The following is a 22,416-nucleotide window of genomic DNA, read 5'->3' as shown; positions in this document are numbered from 1 at the left end:
CTAATTGCAGAAGTCTGTAAACAAAATTAGTATTAAAGCATTAATTGCCTTTCAGAACCTCATGTCGCGCTTCCGGCAAATATTGCGCCAGCTCACCTGCTGCCAGACCAATATCAATACCACTGATGTCCGCAGCCTTTCCATGCAGATAAACACCGCACAAAGCCGCTTCCTGCAAAGTAATCTCCTGCGCTGCCAGACCGGCAATAATACCTGTCAGCACATCACCACTGCCACCTGTAGCCAAAGCACTGGAGCCTGTGCTGTTTACATAAACGCTGCCATCCGGGCAGGCAATAACAGTCGGCGCTCCCTTGAGCACCAGCACAGCATTCCATTCCTTAGCATATTGCATAGCAATATTAATACGGTCAGCATTAATTTCACCGATTTCCCTGCCAATAAGGCGTGCCATTTCGCCAGGATGCGGTGTCAGCACCTTTGCTGCCTGCATCTGCGCCAAAATTTCTGTATGTCCCTGCAAAGCTGTCAGTGCATCTGCATCAATAACAACAGGCACATGCAGCTGCAGCAGGATATCGCGCACTGCCTGCTGAGTGCTTTCACTGGTGCCTAAGCCGGGACCAATCGCCAGCACGTCAGCTGCATTAGCATTTCTTGCTACATCGCCTGCAGCGCCACCGCCCAAAATACCAGGCATGCGTTCCAACAAGCCATGCACCATAACCTCTGTCAGCTTGCCTGCCAGCACATCACGGCTGCTGAGCGGAGTATAAAGCGATACAAGCCCGGCGCCTGCCTTAACAGCAGCGTAGCTGCTCAAAGCTGCAGCACCGGTAAAACCGGGGCTGCCAGCGCAGATTACAGCGCGTCCGGCATCACCCTTATGCGCATCTGACTTGCGCAGCGGCAACAGCTCGCGCACAATATCGTCTGTCAGACGATATTTTTTGCTCGCACATTCCTCAACCATTTTTGCAGGCATACCAATATCTGCCAGCTCAATATCACCGCAATATTCGCGACCGGGATAAAGTAAAAGACCGGTTTTCAGCAAAGCCATAGTTACAGTTTTATCTGCACGCACTGCATTTTCAGCAACAGCACCATTATCTGCATTTACACCCGTAGGCACATCAACAGCAACAATATATTTTTCGCTTTCATTTAACAGCTTGCAGGCACGCAGAATATCTCCCTCCAGCTCGCCGTGGAAGCCAGTTCCTGCTAACGCATCAACCAGCAAATCTGCCTTAGCAACAGCCAGCTCCGCCAGCAGCCAGTCATCCTCGCTGGCAATAGCCTCTACCTTAGCATCAGTTTTTTGCAGCATCGCAAGCTCTGCTGCAGCATCACCGGTAACAGCCTCCAATGCCTTGCCAACAACAAAAACGCGTACTTTGGCGCCATAATTTTGCAGCCAGCGGGCAGCGCCAAAGCCATCGCCGCCATTATTGCCACCACCGCAAAAAACAACTACGCTTTCACCATCCAGCTCGTCCAAAGAATCATTAACAGCATCAGCAACAGCCTGCGCTGCATTATCCATCAATAAAATTCCCGGTACAGCATATTCTGCTGTTGCCAGTTGATCAAGCTGTTGCATTTCCTGTACATTTACTAATTTCATTTGTCATCCTCCATTATCACATAGGCCACAGCAAAATCTCTGCTATGACTCAGGCTGATTTGTATATTTTTTACGCCAAGCTGTCTGGACAGCGCTGCAAAATGCCCGTTAAGCTGCACTAAAGGCTTACCCAATGCATCATTAGCTACAGCTATTTCCTGCAATGAGCCTTCGCGCAGACCTGTTCCCAAAGCCTTCAGCACTGCTTCCTTAGCTGCAAAACGCGCTGCAAAGCTTGCTGCTGCCTGCTGGCCACGGCTTTGGCAATAAGCAGCCTCCTTTGCTGTAAATACACGCTGAATGAAAGACTCGCGCTTTATTGCCCGGGCAATACGTTCTATTTCTATAATATCACAGCCAATGCCTACAATCATCTGCTTTCACTCCTTCACACAGCTTCGTAACTATTACTAATTCTTGCAAGTATATCCAAAATCCTTTTTTTATTTTTGTTTTTCACAAAGATATTGCAAAATTTAAAGAGATACTTCTTTTATTAATGATATCCGGAGGCTTATCTTTCTTCGGCATTGAAAAAATCCCCGGCATTGCATCAGCACGCAATACCGGGGAAATATTTTTTATTAGGCCGCTGTTAAATCAGAAGCAGGCAATCTGACCGTCAGTACGTTTTTCGGTTGCACCGCACAGCACGCCATCCTCATCGCGGATAATAATCTGTCCGCGGCCCATATGATACGGATCAGGCTGAACCACAACATTATGGCCCATACGCTGCAGCTGACGGATAATGTGGTTAGGAGTATCCTGTTCCACTTCTACAGTTTTACCGCCAATCCACTGCCATCTCGGCGCATCCAGCGCCTGCTGCGGATTCAGGCCGAAATCAATCATGTTCATAGCAACCTGAACATGAGCCTGCGGCTGCATAAAGCCACCCATAATACCAAAGGCACTCACAGCCTGACCATCCTTGGTCATGAAGGCAGGAATAATGGTGTGGTACGGACGCTTGCCACCCTGCAGTGCATTCGGATGGTTTTCATCAAAGGAGAAGTTCTCGGCACGGTCATTAAAGGAAATAGAAGTGCCGGGTACAACGATACCGCTGCCGAAGCCACGATAGTTACTTTGAATCATGCTGACCATATTACCTTCGGCATCAGCAGTGCAGAAGTAAACAGTGCTGCTGTAGCGCGGATCACCTACAACCGGCTCCAGCGCTTTATCATTAATCAGCGCACGGCGGTCTGCTGCATAGCGCTCGCTCAAAAGCTGCTCGGCAGTAACCTTCATGTAGGAAGGTTCGGCAACATATTCTTTAGTATCAACAAAGCTCAGCTTCATAGCTTCGATTTGCTTATGCATGGTTTCTACAGTATCGCGTTCGGTAAAGTTATAACCCTTAAGAATATTCAACGCCATGAGTACGGTAATACCATGACCGTTAGGAGGCAGCTCCCAGATATCGTAGCCACGATAGTTAACACTCAACGGTTCAACCCATTCCGGCTTGTAGGCTTCGAGGTCGCTCTTACGCAGGAAGCCGTTATGCTCCTGCATAAATGCGTCAATCTTATCTGCCAGCTCACCTTTATAGAAGGCATCACCATAAGTTTCGGCAATCAGGCGCAGGCTTTTAGCCATATCGGGATTCTTGAATACTTCACCCGGCTGCAGCCAATGTCCGTTAGGCTCAAAGGTATCAAACCAGCCTTTGAATTCCGGTCTGTCTTTATATTTGGTATAGAAGCCGTCAGCCTCTTCCCACAGACGGCTCATATTCGGAGAAACAGGATAGCCGTTTTCCGCATAGTTGATGGAAGGCTCCATGACAGTTTTGATAGGCAGCTTGCCAAACTTTTTATGAACCTCCATCCATGCACCTACAGCACCAGGAACGTTAATCGGTTCAACACCATAGGGAGGAATTTTATCAAAGCCGCGTTCCTTCAGAGCTGCGATAGATGCAGCCATAGGTGCCGGACCGCTGCCGTTAATGCCGTACAGCTTCCCCTTATACCAGATAAGTGCAAAGCAGTCACTGCCCAGGCCATTGCCGGTAGGCTCAACTACAGGCTGACAGGTTGCCACGGTAATAGCGGCATCAATTGCGTTACCGCCTTTAAGCAAGGTTTGCAGACCTGCGGAAGCAGCAGTAGGATTACCTACGCATACCATACCGTTTTTAGCATAAACAACACTACGTTTAGAAGCATACGGATAATTTTGTGCATCAAATTTCATTGCTATTCTCCTTTACTAAATTACAGGAATTTCTCTAAAATACCGGCAGTAATTACCGAGAAGGTAGTAACGGTAGCAAAACCGCCTACAAGATATTTCGGCATAATGGCATCGTTGACAACCTGCCTTTCCTCTTCCGTTTCGCCTGTAGCAATTGCAATTTCGTTTGCTACCAGATAGGTTGCCGGGAAGCCCAAAAGCTGCATTACGGCTACGCCCATAGCCAGGTTTCTGTTGCCCAGGATTTTCCACAGCGGCAGAATGTAGAAGAACAGGAAGAGTACAACAAATACTACAATAAACACCATAATAGTGTTAAAGCTCAGTACAAGCAAATCGCTGACTTTAATTTTTGCCAGAGAAGGAATGATTACTGCAAATACACCTACGTTGAAAATACCGGAGGATTTTGCATGATCCAGGATTTTCGGCGGAACAAGACCGGTGCTGCCCATTACTGCACCTAAAATCAAAGCCCAAATAGTAGCGCTCAGGCCGGTATATTTACCGATGACAAATGCCAGCCAGCTGAAGAAGGCTGCAATAGTCAGAGAAGCAAAAGGACCATAGAATTTTTTGTGTTTTTCAAAGAAGGTTTCTTTGGGAGCTGCACCGCCATGCACCTCTTCCTTCAGTGCGTAAGGATTAACACCGGTACGACGGAATTCCGCCAAAGCTTCCTTGGCAGCACGCAGGCCAAAGTAAGAAGCAACAGGAGTACCGAAGAATTTTTGTACAGCGTATAAAACAGTACCCAAAGCAGCAGCCATAGCAAAGCCTTTATCCATAGCAGCGCTGGTCATAATCTGAGTAGCAACGATACCGCCGTTGATAATAGGAATGCTGACAATAGTTTCCTGATAACCGATTACCGGAATCAATACAACACTGCCGACAATCAAAACAATCATGGATAAAACAGCGACTGCAACTGTACGCCATTCGGCAATCAGCTGCTTGATATTCAGGCTGGTACCCATGCTGAATACTACGAAAATCAAAGACCATTTGCCAATGTCGGTAAGACCGGCAAGCTTGATAATATCCGGCGGCAGAACGCCTGTCATAAAACCAACAAGGAAAAGCATCAGGCTGACAAATACAGCAGATACCTTTGCTTTTGTCGCAACGCCTAAAACGTCACCAATGCCAAAAAGCAACAGGCAGACAAATAAATAAAAAAACATACTTGTAAACAAAACAATACCCCTTTCAAAAAAACATATATTATTTCAGTCCGAAAATGGACCGATTTGTTATAGTATATATGTTTCATAGGTTTCTGACAAGCATAACATACATTTTTGCTCAAAAATAATTATAAGTGTTTCTTTCTGTAAATTTATTTACATTAGAGTATAGCACAATTCCAAAATATCTGATTATACTGTTTGATTAGGCAACTTATATTCATAAACCGTACATTCCTTTGAAATACCGAAATTAAAGCATCATAAGCTGTGCTATTCGCACCGGCTTTGATTGCAATAACAAAATGACACCCCAAAAGGTGTTTTACAGATAGAAACCAAACAACACAGACAATACAAAAACTCCGCAACTGCAACAGTTGCGGAGTAATTTGTGCGATTATAATAAACTAATTTCGTTTCCACTGCTCAATTACACATTGATGCTCTTTCGTCACCTTATCATAATTGATTCCCACCAAAAGCACCTTGCCTGCATAATCAGCTAAAGCTTCAGTATATTGCTTATCTTTGATCTGCTTAATCGCAGATGGTGCTGACTTATCCCATTTCAATTCCACAATTAGCGCAGGCAGCATCATATCAGTTCTTGGCAAAAAAACTAAATCAGCAAAACCTTTGCCCGTAGGTAATTCACGAAAAATATAATAATCCTTTTTAGCACTATAATAAGCTATTGACAAAACGCTTGCCAGCGCATTTTCATCATTATATTTAATCACTGATGCACTGCGCAGATGCTCTCTGCTGATAATCTCAGCAACTTTAGCACCATCGCCTGTCAAGGTTGCTTGCAAAAGTAGCTCCGATTCTTCCAACGCTTTTTGCACAACAATCCAGGCTTTGCTATCTAACGCATTTTTAAATTCCTCAAAAATTTCTTCGTTAGGAATATACACTTCCTTCGTCATTCTGTCAAACGCAAGATATCCCAGGTGCACAAGCAAAGTTAAAACATCATCTCGGCTTTTTATATTCAGCATATCGTTTTGAAAGGTGCGCGTCTTTATTTCACGACGACCTCCATTAACCATTATCAAAATACTGTCTTTAAGCCCATCAAAATTCATATCAATATACTTTTTCAGGCTCAAATAAGTTTCTGTTTCAGTCCAATAGCTTTCAAACAGCTTCCGCTGTAATGCACTCAATACAGACTTAGGATTATAAATATGCGTATTACCAAATACGTAACCATCATACCATCTCTGCATTTCAGAAAAATTTACATTATGTTTCACGCACAAATCTTGAACTTCGCGCTCAGTAAAGCCAATAAATTCGCTTAACGGCTCTGGATTCAACATCGTAAACTCGTTGAAGTTATTCAAAGCAGACTGCGTGCCATACTTTTTTATCGGCAAAATACCTGTAAGATAGGCACCTGCTATAACTCTGTCTGTAATAGAACTTTTAAACAAGCCTCTTAGCATAGCAATATACTGATTTTGCAATTCAATATCCGAAGAGCGTTCTCTAAAAATTGCATCCCACTCGTCTATGAGCACAATAAATTTGTTTCCAGTTACATCGCGTATCTCTTTCAGTACATCAAAAAGCTTTTGTGTATTAGTTACGTTAGGGAAAATTGCAGTAAGCTCGGCACAAATCTTTTTTTGAATGTTATCAACAACGTTTTCATTTTTTTCTGCTGTAACAATAAATTCTGATATATCAATAAAAATCGTATTGTATTTATTGATAAACATCTCATAACTCTTGTCTTGCGCAATCAATAAATCATTAAACAAAGCATGGCTGTCAATATCCCTATTGTAATATGCTGCCAACATTTTAATGCTCGAGGTTTTACCAAAACGTCTTGGCCTGCTTACACATAGTAGCCTATTAGTCGTATCAAGGCAGGAATTAAAATAGGAAATCAGCATAGACTTATCAATATACTCAGTATTTCGTAAGCTCTCAAAAGAACTTGTATCAACGTTTAAATATGTTCCCATGATAATTGTCCTTCCTGTAAGTCATAATATTTTCCAATAAATTCCCTTTTCTTATATTGTACCATAAAACCTACGTTTTTCCCAAGTTTTCCTATAACCACAATACAAAAACTCCGCAACTGCAACAGTTGCGGAGTAATTTGTGCGATTTGTGTTTGTGATTGGTGCTTGACAGTAAACCAAAAATTAACGTTTGGAGAACTGGCTAGCTTTACGGGCTTTCTTCAAGCCGTATTTACGACGTTCTTTTTCGCGCGGGTCGCGAGTCAGGAAGCCTGCTTTTTTCAGAGCAGGACGGAATTCAGCGTCAACTTTCAGCAGTGCGCGAGCAATGCCGTGACGGATAGCACCAGCTTGGCCGGAAATGCCGCCGCCGTTTACGTTAACGAGTACGTCATATTTGCCTTTGGTTTCGGTAACTTCGAGCGGTTGGTTAACAATCAGCTCTAAGGTTTTCAGACCAAAGTATTTGTTCAATTCACGGTCGTTGATAACGATGTTGCCTTCACCCGGAACCAGGCGAACGCGAGCAACAGAAGATTTACGACGACCAGTTGCGTTATAAGTAACTACTGCCATTTATTTGTTCCCTCCCGGATATTATCTAACGTTGATTTCCATTACTTCAGGTTTTTGAGCTGCATGCGGATGTTCGCTACCAGCATATACATGAAGTTTGGAGAAAATTTGAGCGCCGAGGCTGTTGTGCGGAATCATGCCTTTAACAGCGAGCTCTACCATTCTTACAGGGTTTTTCTTCAGCATGTCGCCAGCTTTTACATAGCTGTCGCCGCCGAGATAACCGGAATGACGGAAATAGATTTTGTGAGTCAGTTTTTTGCCGGTCAGAACAACCTTATCTGCATTGATAATGATTACGTGATCACCGGTGTCCATATGCGGGGTAAAGGTCGGTTTGTGTTTACCGCGCAGGACTTTTGCAACCTCTGCAGCCAGGCGGCCCAGAGTTTTATCAGCTGCGTCAACAACGTACCATTTGTGTTCGATGTTAGACGGATTAGCCATAAAAGATTTCATCGCTTGTGTCCCTCCTAGATATTTTCCAAATATACAGTTCGTTGCGATCTTCTCACCGTATTTCGGGGCTAGTGAAATCAAGCGGAAAATCACGTAGATATATTATACGCAACTTAAGAGTTTAAGTCAAGTATTTTTGTTAAAATTTTAGCATTTTCCCAGAGTTTTTCCCTTAAAGCTGCGGATACTCCCGATAACCGACCTCATCAAGGTATAACCCCTGTGCCGGAGCAGGCTCGCTTAGAAATTCACAGCGCTGCGCCGTCAGCTCGGCAGCAAAATCCTGCACAGTACGCTTGCCCTGACCAACCTGCACCAGGGACCAGACAATGTTGCGCACCATGTGATACAAAAAGCCATCACCGCTGATGCTGAAAAGAAGCTCTTCACCCTGCTGCTGCCACCTGGCAGCATAAATTGTTTTTATCGGCGAAGTATCAACACTGCCGCTACTGCGGAAGGCACTGAAATCATGCGTTCCCAGCAGCAGCTTCGCCGCCTCGTTCATAGCCTTCACATCAAGCTGCTGACGCAGCTGCCAGGCATAACGCACCATAAAGGGATTGACGTGCTCATTGACAAGCAGCTTATAGTGATACGTCTTCCACTGTGCGCTGAAGCGCGCGTGGAAGCCTTCCGGCATCTCCTCGGCGCTCACTACCACGATATCCTCCGGCAGCAGGCTCGCCGCCGCACGCACCAGATTAGCGCAGGGAATGCGTCCGTTGGTAGTAAAGGTCACCGTCTGCGCCAAAGCATGCACTCCGGCATCAGTGCGTCCGCTGCCTGCGGTTACTACTTTTTCGCCGCACAGCATAGTCAACGCTTCTTCCAGAACATTTTGCACCGTCTGCACGTTTTTCTGCTTCTGAAAGCCATGATAGGCACTGCCATCATAGGCTACAACCAGCTTTATTGTACGCATACGTTCCCCCAGCGCAATACTGCCAGGCCAACCGCCAACATAATAATCAGAGCAAAGGCCAGATAATCGCGACCGGCATATACCAGCTCATGCATGCGTGTACGACCTTCACCACCACGATAGCAGCGTGCTTCCATAGCCACCGCCAGCTCATCGGCACGGCGGAAAGCGCTGATAAACAGCGGCACCAAGAGTGGCAGCATATTTTTCATTCTCTGGAAGATATTGCCGCTGGCAAAATCAGCGCCGCGAGAAGTCTGCGCCTTCATAATACGGTCCGTTTCATCCAATAATGTAGGAATAAAGCGCAAAGCAATAGTCATCATCATAGCCAGCTCATGCGCAGGAACACCCAGCTTTTTGAACGGACGCAGCAGATTTTCAATACCGTCTGTCAGTACAATCGGAGATGTCGTAAAGGTCAGCACCGAAGAAAACAGCAGCAGCAGAATCAGGCGCACTGCCATCTTTACGCCCATGTCGATGCCTTCGGCAGTTACGCTCAAAAACTTCCAGGTAAAGACAATATGCTCTCCGGGAGCAGTAAACATATGAATCAGCATCGTAAGAATAACAATAATCCAGATAGGCTTCAAGGATTTAAAGACCAGCATCCAGGGTACTCTGGAAATAAGAATTACCACAGCTGCAAAGGCAGTCAGAATACCATAGGCCAACGGTGTTACCGCAAAGAAAATAGCAATAATATAAATCAAGGTAGCCAACAGCTTAGTACGCGGATCAAGCTTATGGATAAAGGAGTTACCGGGGAAATATTGTCCTAAGGTTATATCTGTCAGCATTATTTCCACCCCTTTGCTTGCTTAATCGCCTTAACCAGGCTCATTTCGTCCTTAATATTCTCTTTCACTGCCAAGCCGTTTTTGCGCAGTAAATCCGCCAGCTTATACACCTGCGGCACATCTACGCCAACCTTGACCAGCTCATCTGCATGCTGCTTGAAAATATCTGCAGGAGTGCCGTCAAACAGCACCTTGCCGGCGTTGATAACCAGCAGACGGTCAGCATATTTTACTGCCTCCTCCATGCTGTGCGTTACCAAAACAATGGCAATACCGCGGCTTTTGTGCAGTGACATAATTTCCTTGAATACAGCATTACGGCTGCGCGGATCCAGGCCTGCGGAAGGCTCATCCAATACCAGATAATCCGGATTCATCGCCACTACGCCGGCAATAGCTACACGACGCATCTGGCCGCCGCTCAGCTGAAAGGGAGAGCGCTGCGCATAGGTATCATAATCCAGACCGACGAAGGCCATAGCCTCACGCACCTGCTTTTCTACCTCATCCTCAGCAAAGCCTTTGTTACGCGGACCGAAGGCGATATCCTCGAAAACAGTTTCCGCAAACAGCTGATGCTCGGGATACTGAAATACCATGCCAACCTGCTGGCGTGCAGTCTTGGCTTCCGCCCCCTTGGCGGTAATATCAATACCATCAATGCTTGCACTGCCCTTATCAGGCTTCAGCAAGCCGTTTAAATGCTGTACTAATGTTGATTTACCGCTGCCGGTGTGTCCTATAATAGCAACTATTTCGCCCTTGGCAATCTCCAGCGACACATCATTGAGCGCTAGGCGTTCAAATGGCGTGCCCTTGGAATATGTATGATATATATTAGAAAGTTTTATTGACATAATGCCTGCGCCAGCTCCTCATCTGTAATAATATCCTGCGGCAGCTTTACCCCGCTTTTGCGCAGCTCACTGGCTACCTTCGCCGCCAGCGGAGCCTCCAGGCCCAAAGCCTCCAGCTCATCTACCCTGCTGAAAACCTCACGCGGAGTACCCATAAATCTGATATGACCTTTTTCCATAACAACTACACGATCAGCAGCCAGTGCTTCCACCATGTAGTGCGTAATATAAACTATAGTCATCTTTTTCTCTTCATTAAGCTTGCGTACAGTGCCCACAATTTCCTTGCGTCCCTGCGGATCAAGCATCGCTGTCGGCTCGTCCAGCACAATGCATTCCGGCTGCAGTGCCAGAATACCTGCTATAGCCACACGCTGCTTCTGGCCGCCGCTCAAAAGATGCGGTGCATGCTTGGCATATTCCGTCATGCCTACTGCAGCTAATGAATCTGCTACACGCTGCGGTATTTCCGGACCAGGTACGCCGATGTTTTCCGGACCAAAGGCCACGTCCTCTTCGACAATCGCAGCAACTATCTGGTTGTCGGGATTTTGGAACACCATGCCCACCTTTTGGCGGATATCCCACATTTTGCTTTCATCTTCAGTGTCCATGCCATCTACCAGCACAGTGCCGTCAGTCGGCAGCAGCAAAGCGTTCAAATGACGTGCCAGCGTAGATTTACCGCTGCCGTTAGCGCCGATAACAGCAACAAATTCGCCCTGCTTAATTTCCAGGCTTACGCCGTCCAGTGCCCTTACCTCGTTGCCATCAGCATCTGTATAGTAATGCTTCAAATTCTTTATACTAATCACAACAGTGCCTCCATCATAAATTCGTGTACTTACTAATTATATACGCGATAAAAAGATTAGTCAACCGCCTTTTATTTCAAGGTTAACCATAGTGATAAAAAAGTAAACCATAAACGCCAAGGCACGTTTACGGCTTATTTTTACTTAAATAACAGCATTAATCCGCCTATCGTCGGCATACTGAGAATAATATAACGCAAAGTATTACGCGATGCCATACGTGTAAGCTTCGCTCCCAAATATGCACCGATAGTCAGGCCACCCAAGGTCTGGACAAAAATATAAAAATCAAGATGACCGTTTACTAAATACCCCAAACCGCCGGAAACAGATATCGGTAAAATAACCAGCATCGTTGTACCGATAGCATGATAAAGAGATATACCGAAAAACAGCATCAGACTTATCTGAATAAAAGCTGTCGCACCGATACCGAAGGCTCCGCTCAAAAAACCTGTCACTACACCGATTGTCAGCGCATGTGCATAAAAGCTTGCACCCTCTGCTTTTGATGCATGCTTTGCTACAAAGCTGTCCAGCATATCCTTACGGAAAAGAATGAAATAAAGCAGTACAGATGATGCAAGCATCAAGCCCGCTGTCATTTTGGATAAAACATCTCCGGGTAAGGCATCAGAAACACGCGCACCGGCAAAAGCTCCCAGCATACCGGCAGCACCTGTTGTCAGGCCAAGACGCAGCAGAACATCACCTTCACGAAAATGGCTTACAGTACCGGAAAGCATCGTAAATGACATGGCAGCCAGTGCAACGCCAAGCGCAGTATGAATCGGCACGCCAAAGCCTACAGAAAGCAGTGTAATAGTTAAACCTGCACCACCTGCACCGGCAAAGCCAAGCAGACAGCCCAAGAGAATCATTGCCAAAAAAATCATTTTCAGCCCCCCATTATAACTAACTATATAACCTTTATTTTAACAATGTCAGAAAGCATTTTCCAGTAAAAAAACAAGACAACTGCAAATTTATAATAAAAAAGCAGTAGTCTTACATATAAACGAGAAAACAGCCTGCAGGGGATATTGCAGGCTGTTTCTCTTAGGAAAGCTGTTTATGATGAATTTGATGGGAAGGGTGTAGCAACTTCTTGCTACACTCATAGTATACTATATTGCTGTGACAGAGCAAGGGCAAAGTTTTGAAAAAAACGTGAAGTATAATCTTGCATGAACTATTCCCATATTATAAGTTTATTCTTAATTATCTACAATTTGCGCTCCAAACGGCAGCAGTGCCAGCTTGGCCAGCTTAAAGTGCTGCATGCCGAAGGGAATGCCGATGATTGTGCAGCATAAAATGACAGCAAAAACAGCATGCGTAATTGCCAGTTCGATACCGCCGAAAATCAGCCAGAAAATATTTAACAGCAAAGAGGTTGTTTCACCGCTCAAGGCTACATCCTTGCCAAAGGGGAAGAAGCTCAAGCGTCCCAGCTTAAAGCACTGCAGTCCTACCGGAATACCGATAATCGTCAAACACCATAACAGGCCTACCAGATACCAGATAATGCCTGCTAAAATACCGCCAAATAAAAACCAGATAATATTACCGATAATGCTCATTGCGCACTTCCTTTCATCTACTGACAAACCAACCGGCACACCGAAAAAATATACAAGTAGTTGGTTACTGATACATTTGATTTAAAAGATTGTAAGTAATCTCTCTAAGGCTAGTTTAGCATAACGCAAACTTTTGTGCAAGCACAAAGGCAAGCGGCACTGTGGGAACTCTGGGGAGAGTCTCACAGTGCCGCTGCGCTATATAAAATTAAATGGGATAACTTAATGATTGGTTTCTTCGGCTAATTTTGCCGGAACCAGCTCAGATTCTTCCTTGAGATGTTGTTGATATGCTTTAGTTTCAGCAACAACTACGCCGGAAAGAGCAACCAGAGCAATCAGGTTAGGCAGAGCCATCAGACCGTTAACGATATCGGACATAACCCAGATTTCTTCCAGCTTCAGGAACGGGCCGCAGGCAACAAGAATGATGAAGCCGATGCGGTACGGCAGAATTGCTTTAACACCCATCAGGTATTCTACGCAACGTTCGCCGTAGTAGTTCCAGCCGAGGATAGTAGTGAAGGCGAAGAGCACCAGGCCAACCAACAGCAGCCAGCTGCCGAAGGCAGGGAATGCGGAGGTGAAGGCTGCATTAGTCATAGCAGCACCGTTGAGCTCACCGTTCCAAACGCCGGTAACAATCAAGGACAAGCCGGTCATGGTGCAGATGATGATGGTATCAATAAAGGTACCGGTCATGGAAACCAGACCTTGTTCAGCAGGCCATTGAGTTTTGGCAGCAGCTGCTACGATAGGAGCAGAGCCTAAGCCGGATTCATTGGAGAATACGCCGCGGGCAACACCGCTGCGCATTGCCAGCATAACAGTTGCACCGAGGAAACCGCCCTGTGCTGCGGTAGTAGTAAAAGCACTTTCAATAACCAGTGCGATAGCAGCCGGTACCTGATCAGAGAAAGCTATCAAAATACCTAAGGTAGTCAGGAAGTAAATTACTGCCATACCGGGAACAACCTTAGAAGAAACGGTAGCGATGGATTTCAGACCGCCGATGGTTACGGCAGCAACAAGAATTGTCAGCGCAATGCCGGTATAGAGAACCGGGATGCCTGCAGAAATTTTGGTAATCTCAACAATGGAGTTTACCTGAGCGAAGGTACCTACGCCGAAGTATGCGCACATGATACCGAAAACGCAGAACATAGTAGCTAAGGGTTTATATTGCTTGCCGAGGCCGTTTTGAATGTAATACATCGGACCGCCGGAGATATTGCCGTTAGCGTCGACAGTACGATATTTTACAGCCAGCAGGCATTCTGCATATTTGGTTGCCATACCGAAGAAAGCAGCCAGCCACATCCAGAACAATGCACCGGGACCACCGGCTTTAATTGCGGTAGCAACACCGACGATGTTACCGGTACCAACAGTTGCAGCAAGAGCGGTACACAGTGCTTTAAAGCTGTTTACGTCACCATGACCTTCATTCTTGGCACAGAAGATAAGCTTCAAGGCCTGCGGAAGCTTCAATACCTGCAGCAAGCCTAAACGTATAGTCAGCATAATACCGGTACCTACAAGGAGCACCAGCAGAGGCGGGCCCCAGACAAACGAATCAATTGCATTCAATGTTTCCAACATGATGATTTCCCCTCTCATTTTTAAAGTTCCCTAAGTAAATAAAAAAGCCAGAGTATAATTATCTGATACTCCGGTTTGTCAGCGGCCCTGATAGCTGTACTATCATCGTTGTTTTGCTCCGTCCACTGGCCTGAGAGATAAGGATGTAAATATTCACATCTTTGCACCTTCGGCGCCCATTCAAGGGACTCTCCAGAGTTGTGTCTGTACACGGTTCTTGCTTTTGATAAGCACCTGAGAGTTTTTGCTCCTTCGGTAGGCATTGCCTTCTCCTATGTACTTCATCCACTCACTATTTACTTATGTATTTGATTATAGCACACATTATACAAAAATCAAGAGTCTATAGCAATGTATACATGCATACATATCAAACTGTAAACTAAAGTATTTTATTCGATTTTTTTAATAACAAAACGGCGTTGTGGGAACTCTGGGGAGAGTCGCACAACGCCGCTTTGCTATATAAAGATGAAATATTAGGCTTACTTATTTATTCTTCTGTTCATCCAGATGCTTCTGATAAGCCTTGGTTTCGGCAACAACTACGCCGGACAAAGCAATCAGAGCAATTAAGTTAGGAATAGCCATCAGGCCGTTAACAATATCCGCCAAAACCCAAATCTCCTCCAGCTTCAGGAAAGGACCGCAGGCAATCAGGCAGATGAAGATGATACGGTACGGCAGAATTGCCTTTACGCCCATCAGGTATTCTACACAGCGTTCGCCGTAGTAGTTCCAGCCAAGGATGGTGGTGAAAGCAAAGAGCACGAGGCCAACCAACAGCAGCAGGCTGCCGAATGCAGGGAATGCCATGGTGAAGGCAGATTCAGTCATTGCAGCACCGTTCAGAGGTCCGCACCATACACCGCTGACAACCAGGGACAAGCCTGTCAGAGTACAAATGATGATAGTATCAATAAAGGTACCGGTCATAGAAATCAAGCCTTGCTCTGCAGCCCATTTGGTTTTAGCAGCAGCAGCTACGATAGGAGCAGAACCTAAGCCGGATTCGTTGGAGAATACACCGCGGGCAACACCACTGCGCATTGCCAGCATAACAGTTGCACCAAGGAAACCTCCTTGAGCAGCAGTCGGAGTGAAAGCAGAATTCAGTACGGTTGCGATTGCAGCAGGAACCTGGTCTGCAAAAACAATCATGATACCAACAGTAGTCAGGAAGTACAGTAGAGCCATAGCAGGAACTACCTTCGCTGCAACAGTTGCGATAGATTTCAGACCGCCGATGGTTACAGCGGCAACAACAACAGTCAGAGCAATACCGGTGTAAACAACAGGAATACCGGCAGAAATCTGAGTAATTTCAACAATGGAGTTTACCTGAGCAAAGGTACCGATACCAAAGTATGCGCACAGAACACCGAATACAGCAAACATAACAGCCAGCGGTTTGTATTTTTTGCCTAAGCCATTTTCAATATAGTACATCGGACCACCGGAAATATTGCCGTTAGCATCGACAGTACGATATTTTACAGCCAGCAGACATTCGGAATATTTGGTTGCCATACCGAAGAAGGCTGCCATCCACATCCAGAACAAAGCGCCCGGGCCACCTGCTTTAATAGCAGTTGCAACACCGACGATGTTACCGGTACCAACAGTTGCAGCCAGTGCGGTGCACAGTGCTTTAAAGCTGTTTACATCACCGCTGCCATCGTTCTTAGCACTGAAGATCAAGCCTAAAGCCTGCGGCAGCTTGAAAACCTGCAGCAGCTTCAGACGGAAGGTCAGCAGAATACCGGTACCAACCAAAAGTACCAGAAGCGGCGGACCCCAGACAAACGCATCAATTTCATTCAAAATTTCCAACATGATTAAAACATCTCCCTTTTAGTTCCCATTAATTATTTATAAGCAAATAAAAAACCGGAGTATACAAAAAATACTCCGGTAAAAGTCAATGACATATGATAGGCAATAGCGCCATCACATAAGCTTTGCTCTGTCCACTGGCCTGAGAGATAAGGACGTTTCTGAATTTCAGAAGACATCTTTGCACCTTCGGCGCCCATTTAAGGGACTCTCCAGAGTTGTGTCAGCATACGGTTCCTGCTTAAAAATTAAGCACCTGAGAGTTTTGCTCCTTCGGTAGGCAGTGCCTTCTCCCATATACATCATCCACTCGTTATTTACTTATGTACGCTATTATAACACACTTTTTGAAGAACGCAAGCCTTTTTTTCAACAAATTTTTATGTATACACGAATACATAAGGGAGTGTAACTTTTGAAGCAATTCATTAGCAGTTTTCACGTGCAAGACTGCGCTCACTCAAAAGATAACATGGTAAAGCGATAAGCTGTGCTGCTACGGAAACAATGATGAAGGTATTCAGCGAATAATCATAAATAGCTCCCAACAGCCAGCTGCCTAAAAACCACGCCAAGCCAAAGAAAAATTCGAACGCACCGTAGCTGCCGGCACGATGCTCCTTGCTCGTCATGGTGGCAACCGCAGCCTTCATAACAGATTCCTGAGCGCCCATGCCTACGCCCCACAAAGCAACGCCCAGCATAATCATTCCCGGTGAAGTCATACCAAAGGCAAAAATTGCAAAGAAAGCTGAAATAGCTGTAGAAATAACCAGTGCTCTCGTGCGCATTTTATCAAACAGCCAGCCAAAGAAAAGCGCCGCAACCGCATCCACAAGCATTGCCCCTGAATAAAGCAGCGGCAAAGTGCTGTCGTCAAAAAGCTTATTTTTTGCCAAATGCATGGTCACCAGCGGAAAATCTACAAAACCGAAAGCGAAACAGCTGATGCCTGCGAGATATAAATAAAAGCTTTTCTTGCCTACAAAGCTATCCTTCTTCTCTGTCTTAGCTTCCGGCTCAAAGGCTTCCGGATTTGGGAAACGTCTTTTAGCAAACAGTAAAAAAGCAATTGTGCAGACAGCAGGCAAAGCCAGAAAAGCAAAGGCTGCATTGTATACCTCGTATTCATCGCCATGCTTATACAGCATCACCGCATAAAGCAGCAATGGGCCGATGAAAGCGCCAAGCTGATCCAAGGCTTCCTGTATAGCAAAGCTTTTGCCGACACCCTCCTGTGAGGCCGCAAAGGAAAGAATTGTGTTCTTCGCAGGCTTTTTTATCGCCTTGCCGATGCGCTCAACAACGAGCAGTACACAAGCTGCTATCCAGCCGTCACGATGCACCAGCGCCAATGCCGGCACCGCAAAAACATCCACGACATAACCTAAAATCATAAAGCCCCAGTAGTTATGCGTTTTATCTACTAGACGCCCAAAAAGATAACGCAGGCCATAGCCCAAAAGCTCGCCTACGCCGGAGATAAAACCGATGGTAGAAGCACTCGCTCCTAAAATTAATAAATAAGCTCCCTTAATACTTGTCGCCGCTTCATGCGTCATATCGCTGAACAAGCTGACAACACCTAGCAGTACGATAAACGCCATAGCGGAATTTTTATTGTGCATGCTTACGCCTCCAATTCAGTTATCATTCTCTTATTATAGCATAATATTTTAAGCTTAATTACACTTTAATTTACCCAAAAACTACTAAAAGTGCCTGCAACATCACGTCACAGGCACTTATCGGTTATATAGACAATAATATCTAAGTTCATCCCTTTTTCATTCTCAGCATAATCCAGCTATTATCGGCATCAATAACCTGCCATTTATTATTCTGCTGAGTGATAAATCCATCATAGCTTTTGGGCGTAACCACCACAATACGATACGGATTCTGCTCCAGCGTCGCATAAGGCATAACATTTTTGCTGGTCCAGGAAAAATCCTTGGGAACATAGCCTGCAACCTCACGCTCATGCATCAGCTTGACAATTTTACTGCTGCTGTAAAAAACTGCAGAAGTAGGATATTTGCCATATAAGCCTACCACTTGCACATCATTTTCCGTCAGCATCTCTCCCAAATCCTTCGCACTGCGCTGCTCACTAAGCGGCACAGCAATGCTGAAAATAAGCGCGATATAAAACACTACTGACATGGTTGCAACACTGCAGGCACGCTCGCTCGTCACTAAGCGCAAGATATAATCCAGCATCACGCCGACAATCAGCGCCAACGGCAGCAAGAACAGCAGCTCAGAGGCTATAAGCTGATTACTTACTGCAAACCACGCACCTATCAGCAGCAGGCCAAAGCCACTGCCGACAAAATACATATAACCACCATCCACGCAGTCTGTATATTTTGCCAGCATGCTTCCCAGCAAAAGGCTTGCCGGAAAGAGCAACGGATATGTATAGGTGATATATTTCGTTGCCATGCATTGGAAGAAAACGAAAACAACCAAAGCCCACAGCAGTAAAAATTTTTGCTGCACCCCCAGCTTGCGATGTTCCTGCCGCCACCATTTATAAACCGCCCAGGGAATCAGTCCGCTCCAAGGGAACAGCGCCAGCAGATTCACCAGCGTATAATAATAAAACACATCATCACGAGGATGCTCCGATACCGTTGCGCGCAGGAAGTTGTGCGTGCCAAAGAAGGTATTGACGAAGTCGCTGCCGTGCAGGCTGTACATAACAGCATACCAAGGCACAGCAACCGCGGCACACAGCAGTGTGCCGCTTACAAGATGCATGCGCTTCAGTACGTGCCAATCACGCTGCCACAACAGGAATAACGTAATAATCAATCCCGGCAGCAGCACGCCAATCGGTCCCTTGGTCAAAACCGCAAAGCCTGCTGCAGCATACATAATATACCAATAGCGCGCCCTGCCGTCACGATAGCCAAGATAGAAAAACAGCAATGTCGCACTGAAGAAAAAGAACAGCACCGCGTCCGTAATCACGGACTTGCTGATCAGGAAAAATTCCACACTGCTCAGCAGCACCAACGCACTGAAAAAGCCGCTACGCGCATTTTCCAGCTTGCTGCCGCCCCACGCCAGCAGTGCTACACTGCCAAAACCGAACAACGCCGGGAAGAAGCGCGAAGCAAATTCCGTAAAGCCAAACAGCTTATAAGCCAACGCCGTCAGCCAATAAAAGAAAATCGGCTTATCATACCAATAATGACCATAAATCTGCGGTGAAAGCCAATCGCCGCTCAGCACCATCTCCTTCGCCGTCAAAGCGTAATTAGATTCTACGCTGTCTGTTATCAAGAGGCTGGCATTGCCCGCAAAAAGCAATACTACGGCAGCTGCAAAAAGCAGCAGCCAATATTTTCGTGGCATAAAAAAATCCCCCTTCAGCAGCAGAATATTGTCATTCTGCTTTTCATTAAGCACAGTATAAACGCTTCTGCTTAACGATTACTGAAAGGGGTATTCATCTTAAATTAATCTTGCCTTTAGATTATATCAGGTTAATATAGCCAAAGCATTACTTAGCCTCTAGCGGCAGCTTCACATACATGACAGTTCCCCACGGCTTGTTGTCGAGAACCTTAATGCTACCGCCATGCTGACGCACAATCGCCAAGGCCAGCGATAAGCCTAAGCCCAGGCCACCCTGACTGCGGCTGCGCGCCTTGTCCACACGGAAGAAGCGGTCAAATATTTTCTGCTTATCCTCGTCACTGATGCCACAGCCTTCGTCGCGTACCTCCAGTACGAGATGAGTTTTTACCTTAGCGGCACGCAGAGTAATTGTCGTCTGCTGCGGCGAATACTTCATAGCATTATCCAAAAGTATAATCAGCAAGCGTGATAAAGCCATTTCATCACCCTGCATTACCAGATTATCACCTATTGCCTGCTTGAGCTGCAGCTTTTTTTCTGCTGCCAAAAGCGACATCTGCGCCGCAACCTTTTTACACAGCGCCGTAATATCCACCTGCGCCGTATACACGGGAAGAAAATCCTCATCGCTGCGCGCCAACGTCATAAGATTTTCCGTAAGACGGCTAAGTCTTTCCGACTCGCTTTGCAGCATATCTACAGACTCTTTGGCAAAATCGCTCAGCCTGCTGTCCTCATCCTCCTGCAGTCCCTGCACAGCCAGCTTCATAACGGCAAGCGGCGTGCGCATTTCATGCGAAGCATCTGCCGTGAACTGCTGCTGCTTAGCGTACATGTTGCTTATAGGACGGATATTGCGGCCTGCCAGCCAATAACCGAAATAACAGGCGGCAAAATACAGCACCAGCGCCATGCATAGCAGCAGAAATAATGTTTTATAAGCCGCATGATAATAAAACTCCATATTTTTGAACATATACAGCCTGCCAACCTGCTTATCACCGTCAATAACAGGAGCAACTGCGGCAAGATAGCGATAACGCTCACCATTCACTCCATGCATCCGCAAAAGACGCGATGTATTCAGCTCCTTCGGCCAATCATTTTTATGACTCATCAGCGCCTGCCCCGCCTCGCCTGTTCCAAGCTGGTTTAAAATTACCTTCGAGCCATCTGAATTCACAAAGTATGCAAGCATCTTCCCGCTGCGGATAGCTGCTTCGGAGCAGGGAGCCTCCTCCGACTCTACCCATTCTTCGCCCTCATGGTAAATTTGCGCTACAAGGTTTTCCTTTTCGTGCGCCAATATTTCCCACCAGATAAAGGTATAGGCAGCAGCCACAATAACCAAAATCAAAACACCGAAGATTGCCGCATATAAGCAGGTCATGCGTCGGCGCAGCTTTTCAAAAGGCTTATTCCACATAATAGCCCACGCCCCGCATCGTTTTTATCAGCTCTTCGCCGTTCAGCTCCATAATTTTTTTACGCAACAGACGGATATGCACATCAAGATTGTTCTCCGTCACATCGCTGTCAATGCCCCAGATACGGTCCTGCAGCACCGCACGCGGCATAACCTGCCCACGGTTGCGCAAAAGCAGCTCCAGCAGCTTAAATTCACGCGGTCGCAGCTCTACACGACGCTCACCGTATGCCAGGCAATAGGTAGAGCTTTCCAGCGTATAAGCACCGTAGCGCAGCTTTTCCGCGCTGTACTGTCCCTGGCGGCGACAAAGGGCGTTCAGACGTGCCACCAGCTCCTCCAGCTCGAAAGGCTTTACCAGATAGTCGTCGGCACCGCTGTTTAACCCTTGTACTTTATCCGCCAACGTATCCTTGGCCGTCAGCAGCAATATTTTTCCCTGATAATCCTCCTCTCGCAGACGCTTGCACAGATCAAGACCGCTCAAACGTGGCATCATCCAGTCTAACACCAGCACATCATAGCCGTCGGCATACACCGCATCATAGGCCGCTTCGCCATCCTGCACCCAGTTCACTGTTATGTTTTGCTTTTTCAGCAGCATGCTTAAAAGCTTGCCTAAATTTATATCATCCTCAGCTAATAAAATCTTCATTGCTTCCGCCTCCATTACTGCTATTGTACCACAATGCAGTATAGGCCGGTAAAGTTAATTTAAGCTGAAAAAAATCGCTGCCAGGGCATTGCCTTCAGCAGCGATTGTCTTACATGATATATCTGTTCAATGGCGGCACAATTTCCGCATACGTGCCTTTTTTATTGGCCAGCATAAGATTAATGGCCCATACAGCTTGCCCACGGTCGTCTTCAGTACGCGTAGCCTGCAGCTTACGGCTGGTGCCGGTAAAGCTTACAATGCCTTCCAGCTCCAGCAAAAGCGGCATATCATCGCGTCTGTAGCCTTCCAGGCACTGGTCAGAAAACATTACTGTCAGCATAAGCATATCGTCCATACGCCAGCATTCCAGGCGATAGGCGCGGCCATCGCTCAGCTTGCCGTTATAATAGCCAACATCCTGCACGCCATCCTCATCAGGCTCATAGGGAGAAGGCACGTAGTCAACGCGACAGGGAACAGGAAATTTTTTTATCAGCATAAAATCGTTCTCCTCATAGAGCAAAGCGCCT

Annotated in this window: 20 protein-coding genes and 2 riboswitches; all 20 genes read right to left on the bottom strand. The window is 46.1% G+C overall.

The window, feature by feature from the left end:
- Positions 1-40 precede the first annotated feature (40 nt).
- The 20 genes from Q0G26_RS10205 to Q0G26_RS10110 all read right to left on the bottom strand — a co-directional run bounded on the left by Q0G26_RS10205 (position 41) and on the right by Q0G26_RS10110 (position 22,385).
- The gene (locus tag Q0G26_RS10205; RefSeq protein ID WP_293830358.1) at positions 41-1,591 is read right to left on the bottom strand and encodes an NAD(P)H-hydrate dehydratase; all 1,551 of its coding nucleotides are present in this window, start codon (positions 1,589-1,591) and stop codon (positions 41-43) included.
- Positions 1,588-1,965 (bottom strand): holo-ACP synthase, encoded by a 378-nt coding sequence (locus Q0G26_RS10200; RefSeq protein ID WP_293830357.1) that lies wholly within the window; start codon positions 1,963-1,965, stop codon positions 1,588-1,590. Before Q0G26_RS10200 ends, Q0G26_RS10205 begins: the two co-directional genes overlap by 4 nt.
- Before the next feature lie 226 nt (positions 1,966-2,191).
- A complete protein-coding gene (ggt, locus tag Q0G26_RS10195) occupies positions 2,192-3,799 on the bottom strand; it encodes a gamma-glutamyltransferase (protein ID WP_293692051.1) in 1,608 nt (535 codons plus the stop codon).
- A 20-nt stretch (positions 3,800-3,819) separates the two neighbouring features.
- Positions 3,820-4,998, bottom strand: a complete 1,179-nt coding sequence (locus Q0G26_RS10190) for a hypothetical protein (RefSeq protein WP_293830355.1) — start codon at positions 4,996-4,998, stop codon at positions 3,820-3,822.
- A 401-nt stretch (positions 4,999-5,399) separates the two neighbouring features.
- Complete coding sequence (locus tag Q0G26_RS10185) at positions 5,400-6,971, bottom strand: AAA family ATPase (protein ID WP_293830353.1); 1,572 nt, start codon at positions 6,969-6,971, stop codon at positions 5,400-5,402.
- A gap of 186 nt (positions 6,972-7,157) precedes the next feature.
- Entirely contained in the window at positions 7,158-7,550 is a 393-nt protein-coding gene (gene rpsI, locus Q0G26_RS10180) for a 30S ribosomal protein S9 (RefSeq protein WP_009145170.1), read from the bottom strand.
- A 21-nt stretch (positions 7,551-7,571) separates the two neighbouring features.
- Entirely contained in the window at positions 7,572-8,009 is a 438-nt protein-coding gene (gene rplM / locus Q0G26_RS10175; RefSeq protein ID WP_021720962.1) for a 50S ribosomal protein L13, read from the bottom strand.
- 172 nt (positions 8,010-8,181) lie between these two features.
- On the bottom strand, positions 8,182-8,934 hold the full coding sequence (gene truA, locus Q0G26_RS10170) for a tRNA pseudouridine(38-40) synthase TruA (RefSeq protein ID WP_293830351.1): 753 nt from the start codon (positions 8,932-8,934) through the stop codon (positions 8,182-8,184).
- Positions 8,922-9,737: an energy-coupling factor transporter transmembrane component T gene (locus Q0G26_RS10165; RefSeq protein ID WP_293830350.1), complete on the bottom strand. Its 816-nt coding sequence runs from the start codon at positions 9,735-9,737 to the stop codon at positions 8,922-8,924. The genes truA and Q0G26_RS10165 overlap by 13 nt, the downstream gene beginning before the upstream one ends.
- Complete coding sequence (locus tag Q0G26_RS10160; RefSeq protein ID WP_293830348.1) at positions 9,737-10,594, bottom strand: energy-coupling factor transporter ATPase; 858 nt, start codon at positions 10,592-10,594, stop codon at positions 9,737-9,739. The genes Q0G26_RS10165 and Q0G26_RS10160 overlap by 1 nt, the downstream gene beginning before the upstream one ends.
- The gene (locus tag Q0G26_RS10155) at positions 10,585-11,409 is read right to left on the bottom strand and encodes an energy-coupling factor transporter ATPase (RefSeq protein WP_293830346.1); all 825 of its coding nucleotides are present in this window, start codon (positions 11,407-11,409) and stop codon (positions 10,585-10,587) included. The genes Q0G26_RS10160 and Q0G26_RS10155 overlap by 10 nt, the downstream gene beginning before the upstream one ends.
- Before the next feature lie 140 nt (positions 11,410-11,549).
- The gene (locus Q0G26_RS10150) at positions 11,550-12,305 is read right to left on the bottom strand and encodes a sulfite exporter TauE/SafE family protein (RefSeq protein ID WP_293830345.1); all 756 of its coding nucleotides are present in this window, start codon (positions 12,303-12,305) and stop codon (positions 11,550-11,552) included.
- 321 nt (positions 12,306-12,626) lie between these two features.
- Positions 12,627-12,992 (bottom strand): YccF domain-containing protein, encoded by a 366-nt coding sequence (locus Q0G26_RS10145; protein WP_293830343.1) that lies wholly within the window; start codon positions 12,990-12,992, stop codon positions 12,627-12,629.
- A gap of 222 nt (positions 12,993-13,214) precedes the next feature.
- A complete protein-coding gene (locus Q0G26_RS10140; RefSeq protein WP_293830342.1) occupies positions 13,215-14,594 on the bottom strand; it encodes a sodium:alanine symporter family protein in 1,380 nt (459 codons plus the stop codon).
- A 108-nt stretch (positions 14,595-14,702) separates the two neighbouring features.
- Positions 14,703-14,800: riboswitch (glycine riboswitch) on the bottom strand.
- A gap of 283 nt (positions 14,801-15,083) precedes the next feature.
- On the bottom strand, positions 15,084-16,430 hold the full coding sequence (locus Q0G26_RS10135) for a sodium:alanine symporter family protein (protein WP_293830341.1): 1,347 nt from the start codon (positions 16,428-16,430) through the stop codon (positions 15,084-15,086).
- Positions 16,431-16,550: 120 nt separating this feature from the next.
- Positions 16,551-16,656: riboswitch (glycine riboswitch) on the bottom strand.
- A 202-nt stretch (positions 16,657-16,858) separates the two neighbouring features.
- Positions 16,859-18,058 (bottom strand): MFS transporter, encoded by a 1,200-nt coding sequence (locus Q0G26_RS10130; RefSeq protein WP_293830340.1) that lies wholly within the window; start codon positions 18,056-18,058, stop codon positions 16,859-16,861.
- A 148-nt stretch (positions 18,059-18,206) separates the two neighbouring features.
- The gene (locus tag Q0G26_RS10125) at positions 18,207-19,796 is read right to left on the bottom strand and encodes a glycosyltransferase family 39 protein (RefSeq protein ID WP_293830339.1); all 1,590 of its coding nucleotides are present in this window, start codon (positions 19,794-19,796) and stop codon (positions 18,207-18,209) included.
- Positions 19,797-19,944: 148 nt separating this feature from the next.
- On the bottom strand, positions 19,945-21,228 hold the full coding sequence (locus Q0G26_RS10120) for a HAMP domain-containing sensor histidine kinase (protein WP_293830338.1): 1,284 nt from the start codon (positions 21,226-21,228) through the stop codon (positions 19,945-19,947).
- Positions 21,218-21,883: a response regulator transcription factor gene (locus Q0G26_RS10115; RefSeq protein WP_293830336.1), complete on the bottom strand. Its 666-nt coding sequence runs from the start codon at positions 21,881-21,883 to the stop codon at positions 21,218-21,220. The genes Q0G26_RS10120 and Q0G26_RS10115 overlap by 11 nt, the downstream gene beginning before the upstream one ends.
- A 109-nt stretch (positions 21,884-21,992) precedes the next feature.
- Positions 21,993-22,385 (bottom strand): hypothetical protein, encoded by a 393-nt coding sequence (locus Q0G26_RS10110; protein WP_021720950.1) that lies wholly within the window; start codon positions 22,383-22,385, stop codon positions 21,993-21,995.
- Positions 22,386-22,416 lie beyond the last annotated feature (31 nt).

It is taken from the genome of uncultured Phascolarctobacterium sp., assembly GCF_934190775.1.
Lineage (GTDB): Bacteria > Bacillota > Negativicutes > Acidaminococcales > Acidaminococcaceae > Phascolarctobacterium_A.
Note: the sequence above shows the minus strand (reverse complement) of the source record. Positions and strands in the feature narration are given on the sequence as shown.

Bases quoted from the DNA above. Each gene is read 5' to 3' on its own strand.
- Q0G26_RS10115 (WP_293830336.1), bottom strand. From the start codon at position 21,883: ATGAAGATTTTATTAGCTGAGGATGATATAAATTTAGGCAAGCTTTTA.
- ggt (WP_293692051.1), bottom strand. From the start codon at position 3,799: ATGAAATTTGATGCACAAAATTATCCGTATGCTTCTAAACGTAGTGTT.
- Q0G26_RS10185 (WP_293830353.1), bottom strand. From the start codon at position 6,971: ATGGGAACATATTTAAACGTTGATACAAGTTCTTTTGAGAGCTTACGA.
- Q0G26_RS10140 (WP_293830342.1), bottom strand. From the start codon at position 14,594: ATGTTGGAAACATTGAATGCAATTGATTCGTTTGTCTGGGGCCCGCCT.
- Q0G26_RS10200 (WP_293830357.1), bottom strand. From the start codon at position 1,965: ATGATTGTAGGCATTGGCTGTGATATTATAGAAATAGAACGTATTGCC.
- Q0G26_RS10130 (WP_293830340.1), bottom strand. From the start codon at position 18,058: ATGCACAATAAAAATTCCGCTATGGCGTTTATCGTACTGCTAGGTGTT.
- rplM (WP_021720962.1), bottom strand. From the start codon at position 8,009: ATGAAATCTTTTATGGCTAATCCGTCTAACATCGAACACAAATGGTAC.
- rpsI (WP_009145170.1), bottom strand. From the start codon at position 7,550: ATGGCAGTAGTTACTTATAACGCAACTGGTCGTCGTAAATCTTCTGTT.
- Q0G26_RS10135 (WP_293830341.1), bottom strand. From the start codon at position 16,430: ATGTTGGAAATTTTGAATGAAATTGATGCGTTTGTCTGGGGTCCGCCG.
- Q0G26_RS10120 (WP_293830338.1), bottom strand. From the start codon at position 21,228: ATGTGGAATAAGCCTTTTGAAAAGCTGCGCCGACGCATGACCTGCTTA.
- Q0G26_RS10205 (WP_293830358.1), bottom strand. From the start codon at position 1,591: ATGAAATTAGTAAATGTACAGGAAATGCAACAGCTTGATCAACTGGCA.
- Q0G26_RS10145 (WP_293830343.1), bottom strand. From the start codon at position 12,992: ATGAGCATTATCGGTAATATTATCTGGTTTTTATTTGGCGGTATTTTA.
- Q0G26_RS10125 (WP_293830339.1), bottom strand. From the start codon at position 19,796: ATGCCACGAAAATATTGGCTGCTGCTTTTTGCAGCTGCCGTAGTATTG.
- Q0G26_RS10165 (WP_293830350.1), bottom strand. From the start codon at position 9,737: ATGCTGACAGATATAACCTTAGGACAATATTTCCCCGGTAACTCCTTT.
- Q0G26_RS10110 (WP_021720950.1), bottom strand. From the start codon at position 22,385: ATGCTGATAAAAAAATTTCCTGTTCCCTGTCGCGTTGACTACGTGCCT.
- Q0G26_RS10150 (WP_293830345.1), bottom strand. From the start codon at position 12,305: ATGATTTTTTTGGCAATGATTCTCTTGGGCTGTCTGCTTGGCTTTGCC.
- Q0G26_RS10160 (WP_293830348.1), bottom strand. From the start codon at position 10,594: ATGTCAATAAAACTTTCTAATATATATCATACATATTCCAAGGGCACG.
- truA (WP_293830351.1), bottom strand. From the start codon at position 8,934: ATGCGTACAATAAAGCTGGTTGTAGCCTATGATGGCAGTGCCTATCAT.